The following is a 10063-nucleotide window of genomic DNA, read 5'->3' as shown; positions in this document are numbered from 1 at the left end:
GGTGCGCCACAGCACCATGCGCGGCAACCGTTTCCACGACAACGGCTGGAACGGGATCGGCGGGCTGGGCGAGGGCGGAGAGGGCGGCGACCGCTACAACGTGGTGAGCGACAATTTCTGCTGGAACAACGCCCGCTGCGGTATCGAGTGCATCCGGGGCGGCCATAACATAGTTGCGAACAATGTCTGCCAGAACAACTCCCAGAGCGAGCCGGGGCGCTACCCGGGGATCCTGGTCGAGGATTTCGTGAGCAGCGTGATCAGCGGCAACCGTTGCCTCGATTTCCAGCCCGACAGCGCCAAGACCCAGGCCTGGGGCATCCTGGTCACAGGCTCAAGCCGCGACAACGTGATCGAGGGCAACCTCCTGACCGGCCACCCCAAGGGTGGCCTGGCCGGCGATGCCCTGGGCGACAACGCGGTCTCGAACAACCTCGTCCGGCGCGAGCACCTCCCGGCCGGGCTGTGAGAGTTCACAAAAAGAAAGGGGCGGGTTTGAAACCCGCCCCCTGCGATCTCCGACAATCCCATCACCCGTAGGGGCAGGCCCCCGTGCCTGCCCAACCCTGCCGGGCGGCCACAGGGGGCCGCCCCTACGATATTCTCCTATGACAGAGCCATTTTTTCAGGTCCGGATCAGCCCCGCAGCTCGGCCAGCTTGGCCCGCACTTCCTCCACATGCCCTTTCACGCTGACCTTGGGCCAGTCGAACGCCACCCTGCCCTGCGGGTCGATCAGGAACGTGCTGCGCTGAACTCCCATGTATTTCTTTCCATAATTGCTTTTCTCCTGCCAGGCGCCATATTGCTCCAGCACCCGATGCTCCGGGTCGCTGAGCAGGCGCACCTTCAGACCGTGCTTGGCTGCGAACTTCCCGTGCGAGGCCGGGCTGTCCGGGCTCACCCCCAGCACCACCGCATCCAGCGCGGCCAGGTCATCCAGGGCCGAGGTGAACTCGCAGGCCTCGGTGGTGCAGCCCGGGGTGTCATCCTTGGGATAGAAATACAGCACCACCCACTTGCCCCTGTAATCTCCCAGGCGCGCGGTGCTCTCCGCCTGATCCGGCAGGCTGAAATCCGGCGCCCTGTCTCCGGCTTTGACCATCGTTTCCCTCCCCGGCGCAGGGCCAAACGCCCGCCTCCGGCTTATGAATTCGCTCGCTCCGGCCGCCGCCCCCACCCAACCCCGCGCCTCACTCCTTAACCGGCTTGTCCGCTTTGCGGCAGGTGCTGATGCCCAGCGGACAATAGGCCGGGCAGAAATTGAACAACCCGGTGCCCAGTGGAACTATCCCGATCGCTCCCCACCAGCTCTTGTAGTACAACCCCAGGGCGATTATCACCAACCCGGCCACGATCCGCAGCACCTTGTCGATTCCCCCAACATTGGCTTGCATCGTCCGGCCCGCCTTTCGGGGTCAAATGGTTAAAGCGTCACTGAGCGGGAGGAACAGCCCCCCCGAGGGTGGCCGCCCCGCTCCATCACTCCGTTCGTCAGTCCGCGGCGCGCGCGCCCAGCTCGCGGTCCAGCATGTACATCCCGCCCGGATGGTTGCCGATCATCTTGAGCTTTTCAACGATCCCGAGGGCGGCGGCCTCCTCCTCCACCTGCTCGGTCACATACCAGGTGAGGAACGCCACCGAGGCGTGGTCTTTCTCGGCCTGGGCCAGCTCGACCAACTTGTCGATCCGCGAGGTCACGAGCAACTCATGCTTGTAGGCCTCCTGGAACACCGCCAGCGGGCCGTCCCACTTGGCCGGCGGAGTGTCCACCTGCACCAGGGCCGCCTCGCCGCTGCGCTCGTGGATGTAGCCGAAAAATTTCATCGCGTGGCCCAGCTCCTCGCCGGCCTGGACTTTCATCCACTTGCCCATTCCGGGCAGGTTGTTGACCGTAAAATAGTTGGACATGGCCAGGTAGAGATAGCCGGAGTAAAGTTCGGCGTTGATCTGATCGTTCATGGCTTTCTGCATTTTCTTGCTGAGCATTTCAGTCATCCTCCCACAGGTTGAAACTGCGAATTGAATTGAAAACACCTCATCCCTATTAAGCATATATTTTTTCAGGGCCGCTTACAAGACAGGGCGGGGCAATCCCGCCGGGCGCGGCCCTTTACTTTGCTCGTTCAGACAGACTCCTGCGCCGACTGCGTCCTTTCGAAAAGTCTGTATTCCAGTTCCAGTTCTCCAGTTATCGGGATATCGCTCCCTCTGGCCTCGCACTCGGCGCACAGGCCGACATATTCCACCCGGTAGCCGACCAGATGGAACCCCTCCGGGGCGGCCGGGCTGCATGGGAACTCATTTCCCAAGGCGCTTTTCAGGTCGATCACTTGTCCGCAGCCCAGGCAGCACGCGTGGCAGTGCTCGCTCAGGTCGGCGTCATACCGCTTGCGCCCGCCGGGGCCGGCCAGCACCCGCACCCGTCCCTCAGCGGCCAGCACCTGAAGGTTGCGGTAGACCGTGCCCAGACTGATCCGCGGCTGGCTTCGCCGCACCAGGGCGTAGAGCTCATCCGCCGTGGGGTGGATCCGCACCGCGGCCAGCTCGGCCAGGATCAGGCTGCGCTGACGGGTCATGCGTCTCGGGTTGCTCATTCTGTTTCCTTATCAATAATGATTCCTGATATTATTATAAAAACTCTTCCTGGGATTGTCAAGAGCGAAAGAGAAAAATTCTCAATCCGCCCGCAAAGCTAAGTGCCGCCGGGGCTCAAAAAAACAGGGGGCACGCCGAAGCGCACCCCCTGAAGGTTCATCCAAACCAGCGATGTCCGGTTAGGAAATTGCATATCAGTTTTACGGGCGAACACAAGAAGCGCCCCTATAGCGCCGCCTGGCATCCCATGCGGGTAAACCCATTTGCGGCCGTCAGGCCGCCGCAGTTCAGCCTTTTGGGGGCCGCACCTGTCTGAGCCTCCCGCCAGGGCAGCGTGTAATCGAGCCTGAAACGGCCGGGGCTGAAATTGACGCACGGTCCGGCGGCGATTCGCGGCAGCGGTATCAAAGCGCCGGGCACATCGACGGTTGATGAAGTTTTGCGGCCAGGACGAGTTCGCGGCCCCCGCTGGCTTTACTGCTTTGGCCGAAACCAAAGCAGAAAAGGGTCTTTCGGCTTCTCACTGCATGTTCCTAACCGGACAATGCTGATCCAAACCGAAAGAATCGATTCGACTTTTTACATCTGTTCCAGGGCCCGCAGCACCAGCCAGAGGCAGCGCGGCACGTGGAAACAGCCCTTGTACGGCCCGCCCTTGAACGTGTGGGTGACCCGCCCCTCGCGGTCCAGGTAGCCGAACCACTCGCCGTGGCCGGGGTCGGGGAAGCGGGCAAAGGTGTACTCCACCAGGCGCTCGAACGAGTCGGCGTGCCGCTGCTCGCCGGTTTCGCGCCAGGCGGCCAGCAGGCCGTAGAGCGCCTCGCAGTGCGGCCACCACAGTTTCATCGGCCATTCGAGCTGCGTGGGCGAACAGCCACGGGCATCCAGGAAATAGAACAGCCCGCCGTGCTCGTGGTCCCAGCCTTTCTCAAACATCCAGTCTATCATGGCCACGCCCTCGGCCACCACGGCGCTGTCGCCCAGGCTGCGCCCCACCTCGATCAGGAACCAGCCGGTCTCGATTGCGTGGCCCGGGTTGAGCAGGTTGCCCTCGCTGCCGGGCAGCGCGCCGCCATCCGGGGCCATGTTCTCGTAGACCAGGCGCTGGTCCGGTTTCGCGTGCCGCCGGATGCCCTCGATGCACTCGTGGATCAGCGGCAGCCACACCCCCGTCCCGCGGCTGTCGTCCGCGGCGAAATCCGCGGCCAGCGACAGGGTGATCATCGGCACGGCCAGGGCGCTGGCGGGACGCTGCCCGGCCAGCACCGGACGGCCCAGGGCCGCGGGGTCGGCGCTCCAGGCGCGCACCCGGGCGAAAACCGCCTCGGCCTCGGTGCGGATCGAGCTGTCGCCGGTCAGGCGCGAAAACTCCAGCAGGGCCAGGCTGTAGAAACACTCCGAGAAAACCTTGCGCTGGATCGAGATCGGCCGGCCCTGGCGGTCGAGGCTGAAATAGGCCCGTCCCTCCGGGCCCACGCCGAAGCGCCGGATGAAGCTGTAGCCAAGTTCGGCGGCCTCACGCCATTCCGGGCGTTTCTCCAGGTTGTTGTACAGCTTGGAGAACATCCAGACCTCGCGGCCCTGGAGCCACATGTGCTTGGTGCTGTCGTACACCTCGCCGTCACGGCCCAGGCAGTTGAAATAGCCTCCGCACTCGCGGTCCAGGCTGTGCCCGAGCCAGAACGGGATCACGTTCTCCAGCAGCTCGGTCCGGAACAGCCGCAGGTATTTATCTTTGTCGATTCCAGCCATCCTCGCTCACCTCGCTCGGCTCAGCCCTGGAAGCGGGCGAAAATCTTGTCCGCGTTCAGGTGGTAGATTTTCTCCAGCACCTCATCCGGCAGCCCGACCCCGTAGATCATCCAGCGGCCCTGCAGGTGGTGTCCGCCGGCCGGGTCGAAATACTCATCCCAGGTCTCCAGGAAACGGTAGTAGATGCGGTACGATTCGGCGTTGGGCGGGGTGTCGGTGCCGAACATCACGCGGTCCTGGTACTGGATGAGGAACTTGCGGCAGGTGTAGGGCTGACGGCCCAGCTCGCTGATGCGGGCGTCGATGTCCACGTAGAAATTCGGGTAGGCGTCCAGCCACATCCCCACCTGGTGCAGCTCCTCGGGCAGGGTGCCCATGTGTGCGCCGATGTAGATGGTGTTGGGGTGCTTGGCGAACATCCGGTTACGCTGGGCCAGGATCTCCCACTTGGAGGGATATTTCGTGGTGTCGCCGAAAGCCCAGTCCGGGTGGGCGCCCAGCTCGTCATAGCGCTCGTTATACTTGTCCACCGGGGTGAAAAAGGCCTTGGGGTCGCTGACATGGATCATGACCGGAATCTTGAGCTGGCCCACCGCGTCCCAGAACGGGTCGATGCGCGGGTCATCCACGGGTATGAGCTTGCCGCTGTTGTCGCGGTAGACCAGTCCCAGCTCCTTGAATATCTTCACCCCGCGCGCGCCCAAGCGCACGGCGTCCTTGAGCTTGGCTATCTCGCGCTCGGCCCACTTGGGGTCGTCGATGCCCTCGAAATTCGGGGAGAAGAAAACGAGGAGACGCTCGGCCGAGACGGCCCGGGAGGCCTCGATGTGCTTCTTGTAGAAATCGTCCTTGCTCATCCCGTCCAGGCTCACGCAGCGCACCACGCCGGCCTTGTCCATCTCCGCCAGGTAGGTCTTGAGCATGTCCAGGCGGCGCATGTGGTTGTGGACATCGAACACCGGGAACTTGGGCCGCAGGACCATGGTCTCGTTGACCACGAGCTGGCTCTTGGGCTTCCAGTCCAGGAGTTTCAGCTCGCCCATCGCCTCCTGGGCCGACACAAGGGCGGGGAAGCAGACCAACGCGCAAAGGACGGCCAACGCGTATACTCTTCTGAACATCATTCCTCCTGGAGGGCTGAGGGAAAGGCAAGAGTGAATAAGTACGAATAGAAAACAATATATCCGCGCCTGTCGCCCGGCGCCAGAGTTGCGGCAAATAAAAACCGCCGCTTTCCGAGTGTCCGTAAAGCGGCGGCAGCCATATCGAAAGGGTTCACCGGCGGTCCGGGTCGATAACTCCGCACCCGTAACCGATGGCCCCGGCGACTATTTCTTGGGCTTCTCCTGGTCCTTTTTCTGAGTCTCGACCTGCTTGGGCGCGGGTTTGACTTTCTTGGCCTTGACCGTCTCGGTTTTCTTGGCCTTGCAGGTGTCGGGTTTGGCCGTGGTCTGGGCGCCGGCGCCGACCGCGAGAACAAAACTGACCAGAAGCGTAATCAACCAGATACGTGTGATTCTTCCGCTGCGAGACATGATTGCCTCCTTTTGCAGCTCACCATCCACCCCTCCCGTTCCAGGGCTCGCCTCTTGGCCAGGGGAGACCTCGAGGGCGCAGCACAACGACCGAGCAGTCCGGCTGTGACCCTGAGACAGCCGGGCCATGCTCAACCGCAACTCAGCACTCTTACCTGGATATCACCTCTCTCAGTTTAGGTTGATCCTTACTTGCCTTCCCGAAAAAACGCCCGCTTTCTGGCGTGCGTTTTTAATTGCTTCCGTCCTCTACCGCCCTCAGGCTGGAAAGTGCCTTCCGAAACCTTTATCCGGCTGAATTATGTTATTGATCAAACATAATATCAAGCCCCTTTTCCTGTCAAGCCATGGCGCCAGGGATTTTTAATCATCAACAAAAAGGCCGCACTCTTTGAAGTGCAGCCTCATCCTTTCCGAAAAGGGCGTATAAGCTCACTCGTTCAATGCGGTCTGCAACGACTGCTGCGTGTAGGCATCCACCGCGGCCTCGATCTGCCGGCGGGTCATTTTGCAGGCCGAGACCTTCGAAAAATCGTGGCTCGCACCGGCCAGGGCCTGCTCCACCAGGGAGCGGCTGTCGGCGTTGAAATCGCTCTTGGCCTCTATCACTTTCTTTAAGGTCTCACGGCTGACCGGGCAGGCTGACACCTTCGAAAAATCGCCGCTGGCGGCCGCAACGCGAATCTCGTTCAGGCTCTTGGAATCCACTCCCCGGCTGGAAACGGCCCAGCCGGCCAGCGCCTGCTCCAACTCGCCGCGGGTCACCTTGCAGGCCGCCACCTGTGCGAAATCGTTCTTCTCCAGGGCAGTCAGGATGTTCTGCCGCACGTGGTCGTCGATCTCGGCGCTTTCCTGAGTCAGTTTCCTGAGCGTCTCACGGGTGGCGCTGCAGGCGGCCACGCCCGAGAAATCGCCGCTGGCCGCGGCCAACTGGATGTTCTTCATCAGCTTGCCGTCCAGCGCGGCGCTCCTGGCGGAGCTTTCGCAGCAGGCGGCGCCCTGGGCGCTGCAGGCGGACTTGTCCGCGCAGGAGGCGCTCATCGCGCTGCTCTTGTCGCCACAACAGGACTCGCCGGCCTGGGCCGCGGCGGCCAGGCTGAGACAGACCGCGACGATCATCAGACTGGTTCTCATTATCATTCTTGAAACACGCATCCGAACCTCCTTGTGCACATATGTTCCAGGTCTTGCTCCGACCCTCTTATAGCCTGGGAAATCAGTCTAACGGCCACCCGGCCGTCCGGAGTGAGTCCGACGGCCGCGGGCGGGGCCGTTCCGCGTGTGTTCCAGAGCGCCTCCTGCGGCTGGGGTGGGACAGCGTGGCTGCTTGCATACCTCACAATGCGATCAGGGCAAAGTTCACTGTTCTGAAAAAGCCCCATGCATCATTCTAAAACCGGGAGCGGGAAAAATCAATACCTGCACATTATTTTTTCCACTTTGGTTCGGTTATGTCCGTTTAGGTTTTTGCAGAGAATGTTATGGGCGCAGACAGTGTTCGTATCGGAATGACTCGATCCTGGGTCAAAGCCAAGCCCCGTGCGGCTGACAGGCCGCCGCTGCAACGCGGCAGCGGAATCGATGCTTAGCGAACAAAATAGTCAGAAACAGTGTCTCGGTTGGGACGAGGCAAGCCGCCCCCGCTGGCTTTGCTGCTTTGGCCGAAACCATAGCAGAACAGAGTCTTTCGGCTTCTCACGGCAAGTTCCTAACCGGACATTGCTGCATTGGGCTGCGTATCTATCCGTAAAAAACCATTTCGGCGTTCAGGTGGGACAGGCGGCGCGGTCCAGGCAGAAAATTAGCTCGCCATCCGACGGATGGACCAGGCTGGCCGGCAGGGCGGGATCGGAGGACTGGCCGAGGTGGAACAGGCGCTCCAGCACCGCGCGCTTGCCCGCGCCCGCGGCCAGGACAAGCACGCAGCGCGCGGCGTTGACAAGCGGCAGGCTCAAGGTCAGGCGCTCTTTGGTGGGATAGCCCACAGGGGCCTCGGCCGGGTGGACCCAGCCGTTTTTTTCATTCAACAGCGGACTGTTGGGGAACAGCGAGGCCACGTGGCCATCGGCCCCGATTCCCAGCAGCAGCAAGTCGAATCCGGGCGGGTCCTGGCCCGGAAAGACAGCGCGCAGGTGTGACTCGTACTCAGCGGCGGCGCGCTCCACTGGGCGCACCTCGCCGCGCAGGCGCAGCAAGTTTGACTCCGGGACAGGGACACGGCCCAGCAGGGCGTCACGGGCCAGCCCATAGTTGCTCTCCGGGTCCTCCGGCGGAACGCAGCGCTCATCGCCCCAAAGAACAAGCGTTTTATCCCAGGGCATACTCTCGGAAAATGGCGTCACGGACAGAGTCTCGTAGAGAGTGCGCGGGGTGCCGCCCCCGGCCAGCACCAGGCTGAAATGCCCATGCCGTGCAACCGCGCGGCGCGCCCGCTCCAGCACAATCTCCGCCGCGGCCCGGCTGAGCGCGCCCAGGTCGTCAAACACCATCCGCCGGCTGCTTCCCGCTCCGTTCATTATTGCCCCTTGCCCGATGTTTCAGCTCCCTGCGCCGCGGCCAGGGTCCGCCAGCGACGGTTGTCGCGCGCGAGCAGCTCATCCGCCTCGACCGGGCCCTCGCCGCACGAGGGGTAGAGGCACGGCCCGGCAGCGCCGCCGTGTTCGCTCCAGGCCCGCAGCACCGGGGTGATCAGGCTCCAGGCCACGCTCACCTCATCGTGGCGGATGAACAGGGTCTGGTCCCCGGCGATACAGTCTATCAGCAGGCGCTCGTATGCATCCGGAAGCGCCTCACGGAACACGTTGCGGTAGTGGAAATCCAGGGTCAGCGGGGTGAGGCTGGCCTGGGGCCCGGGGCGCTTGGCCTGGAAAGTGAGCGCCACCCCCTCCTCGGGCTGGATGTTCAGCACCAGCTCGTTGGTCTCCAGGCTCTCGGCCAGGGCGTTCTTGAACATCGAGTGCGGCACGCTCTTGAACCGGATCGCGATCTCGCTCAGCCTCCGGGCCAGGCGTTTGCCCGAGCGCAGGTAGAACGGCACGCCCTGCCAGCGCCAGTTGTCCAGCATCAATTTGACCGCCACGTAGGTCTCCACCCGCGAGCCGGGGGCCACGCCCTCCTCCTGCCTGTAGCCCGGAAGCTCCTTTCCGCTCACCTTGCCCGGCCCGTACTGGCCGCGCACGGCCCAGCGGTCCAGCTCCTCCAGCGGGAACTGGCGCACCGAGCGCAGCAGCTTCACCTTCTCGTCCCGCACCCGGTCGGCGTCGAACGAACTGGGCGGCTCCATCGCCACCAGGGCCAGCATCTGCATCATGTGGTTCTGGAACATGTCGCGCAACTGGCCGCTCTGCTCGAAATAGCCCGCCCGGTGCTCCACGCCCAGGGTCTCGGCCACCGTGATCTGTACGCTGTCCACGTAGCGGCGGTTCCAGAGCGGCTCGAATATGGCGTTGGCGAAACGGAACATCAGGATGTTCTGCACGGTCTCCTTGCCCAGGTAGTGGTCGATCCGGTAGATCTGCGGCTCGTCCAGCACGCCGTACAGACGGCGGTCCAGCTCCAGGGCGCTTTCGAGGTCGTGGCCGAACGGCTTTTCCACCACCACGCGCACCCACTGCCCGCGCTGCGGGTGCTCGCGGGTCAGGCCGGCCGCGCCCAGGCGCTCCACGATCACCGGGAACAGGCTGGGCGGGGTGGACAGGTAGTAGACCCGGTTGCCGCCGGTGGGAAAAAGGTCCTCCAGGTCGGCGCTGCGGCTGATGATCGAATCGTAGAAATCGGCCCGCGAGTAGTCGCCGCTCAGGTAGAAACAGTGGCGCAGGAACACCTCCACCGTGGGGCCATCCCCGCCCGCGGCCTCGACCAGGGCCGGTCTCAGATGGGCGCGGAATTCCTCGTCGCTCATCGCGCTGCGCGAGCAGCCCAGGATGAAAAACTCCTCGGGCAGCATCCCGCGCTGAAAGATGCTGTGCAGCGCCGGGATCAGCTTGCGCTGGGTCAGGTCGCCCGAGGCGCCGAAGATCACGAGGCCGCAGGGCTCCAGACGGTTCTCCACGCAGTAGAAATCACCCCGCGGGACATGGGTGTGGGACACGATCTGAGACATCCTGGCCTTCCTTGGTTTTTTAGCCATGGCCGACATTGTTCCTTAAATCCTGCGAAAATATACTCTTTTCCCCGCGC

General features: G+C 63.0%; 11 protein-coding genes. 1 reads left to right on the top strand and 10 read right to left on the bottom strand.

The window, feature by feature from the left end; translation table 11 throughout:
* On the top strand, positions 1-469 hold a 469-nt coding region (locus LLH00_19140; protein MCE5273399.1), incomplete at its 5' end, for a right-handed parallel beta-helix repeat-containing protein.
* Positions 470-636: 167 nt separating this feature from the next.
* On the opposite strand, the gene bcp is transcribed toward LLH00_19140, so the two are convergent.
* The 10 genes from bcp to zwf form a co-directional block, all read right to left on the bottom strand.
* Positions 637-1104 carry a thioredoxin-dependent thiol peroxidase gene (gene bcp / locus LLH00_19135; protein MCE5273398.1) on the bottom strand — a complete coding sequence of 156 codons (468 nt, stop codon included), beginning with the start codon at positions 1102-1104 and terminating at the stop codon, positions 637-639.
* Positions 1105-1192: 88 nt separating this feature from the next.
* A complete protein-coding gene (locus tag LLH00_19130) occupies positions 1193-1396 on the bottom strand; it encodes a DUF2892 domain-containing protein (protein ID MCE5273397.1) in 204 nt (67 codons plus the stop codon).
* 97 nt (positions 1397-1493) lie between these two features.
* Positions 1494-1988 carry a ferritin gene (locus LLH00_19125; protein MCE5273396.1) on the bottom strand — a complete coding sequence of 165 codons (495 nt, stop codon included), beginning with the start codon at positions 1986-1988 and terminating at the stop codon, positions 1494-1496.
* A gap of 137 nt (positions 1989-2125) precedes the next feature.
* A complete protein-coding gene (locus LLH00_19120) occupies positions 2126-2596 on the bottom strand; it encodes a transcriptional repressor (GenBank protein MCE5273395.1) in 471 nt (156 codons plus the stop codon).
* Between the two features lie 580 nt (positions 2597-3176).
* Positions 3177-4349 (bottom strand): AGE family epimerase/isomerase, encoded by a 1173-nt coding sequence (locus LLH00_19115; protein ID MCE5273394.1) that lies wholly within the window; start codon positions 4347-4349, stop codon positions 3177-3179.
* A 20-nt stretch (positions 4350-4369) separates the two neighbouring features.
* Positions 4370-5470: an amidohydrolase gene (locus LLH00_19110; protein MCE5273393.1), complete on the bottom strand. Its 1101-nt coding sequence runs from the start codon at positions 5468-5470 to the stop codon at positions 4370-4372.
* Between the two features lie 207 nt (positions 5471-5677).
* Positions 5678-5884 (bottom strand): hypothetical protein, encoded by a 207-nt coding sequence (locus tag LLH00_19105; protein MCE5273392.1) that lies wholly within the window; start codon positions 5882-5884, stop codon positions 5678-5680.
* Positions 5885-6316: 432 nt separating this feature from the next.
* Positions 6317-7039, bottom strand: coding sequence for a hypothetical protein (locus tag LLH00_19100; protein ID MCE5273391.1), 723 nt, complete (start codon positions 7037-7039; stop codon positions 6317-6319).
* 611 nt (positions 7040-7650) lie between these two features.
* Entirely contained in the window at positions 7651-8400 is a 750-nt protein-coding gene (pgl, locus tag LLH00_19095) for a 6-phosphogluconolactonase (GenBank protein MCE5273390.1), read from the bottom strand.
* On the bottom strand, positions 8400-9986 hold the full coding sequence (gene zwf, locus LLH00_19090; GenBank protein ID MCE5273389.1) for a glucose-6-phosphate dehydrogenase: 1587 nt from the start codon (positions 9984-9986) through the stop codon (positions 8400-8402). The genes pgl and zwf overlap by 1 nt, the downstream gene beginning before the upstream one ends.
* Positions 9987-10063: the final 77 nt, after the last annotated feature.

Source organism: bacterium (assembly GCA_021372515.1).
GTDB lineage: Bacteria > Gemmatimonadota > Glassbacteria > GWA2-58-10 > GWA2-58-10 > JAJFUG01.
This window is presented reverse-complemented; position numbering and strand designations above follow the sequence as displayed.

What these genes read in the sequence shown, in the direction of transcription:
- bcp (MCE5273398.1), bottom strand. Translation starts at nt 1,104, where the DNA reads ATGGTCAAAGCCGGAGACAGGGCGCCGGATTTCAGCCTGCCGGATCAG.
- LLH00_19130 (MCE5273397.1), bottom strand. Translation starts at nt 1,396, where the DNA reads ATGCAAGCCAATGTTGGGGGAATCGACAAGGTGCTGCGGATCGTGGCC.
- LLH00_19125 (MCE5273396.1), bottom strand. Translation starts at nt 1,988, where the DNA reads ATGCTCAGCAAGAAAATGCAGAAAGCCATGAACGATCAGATCAACGCC.
- LLH00_19120 (MCE5273395.1), bottom strand. Translation starts at nt 2,596, where the DNA reads ATGAGCAACCCGAGACGCATGACCCGTCAGCGCAGCCTGATCCTGGCC.
- LLH00_19115 (MCE5273394.1), bottom strand. Translation starts at nt 4,349, where the DNA reads ATGGCTGGAATCGACAAAGATAAATACCTGCGGCTGTTCCGGACCGAG.
- LLH00_19110 (MCE5273393.1), bottom strand. Translation starts at nt 5,470, where the DNA reads ATGTTCAGAAGAGTATACGCGTTGGCCGTCCTTTGCGCGTTGGTCTGC.
- LLH00_19105 (MCE5273392.1), bottom strand. Translation starts at nt 5,884, where the DNA reads ATGTCTCGCAGCGGAAGAATCACACGTATCTGGTTGATTACGCTTCTG.
- LLH00_19100 (MCE5273391.1), bottom strand. Translation starts at nt 7,039, where the DNA reads ATGCGTGTTTCAAGAATGATAATGAGAACCAGTCTGATGATCGTCGCG.
- pgl (MCE5273390.1), bottom strand. Translation starts at nt 8,400, where the DNA reads ATGAACGGAGCGGGAAGCAGCCGGCGGATGGTGTTTGACGACCTGGGC.
- zwf (MCE5273389.1), bottom strand. Translation starts at nt 9,986, where the DNA reads ATGTCTCAGATCGTGTCCCACACCCATGTCCCGCGGGGTGATTTCTAC.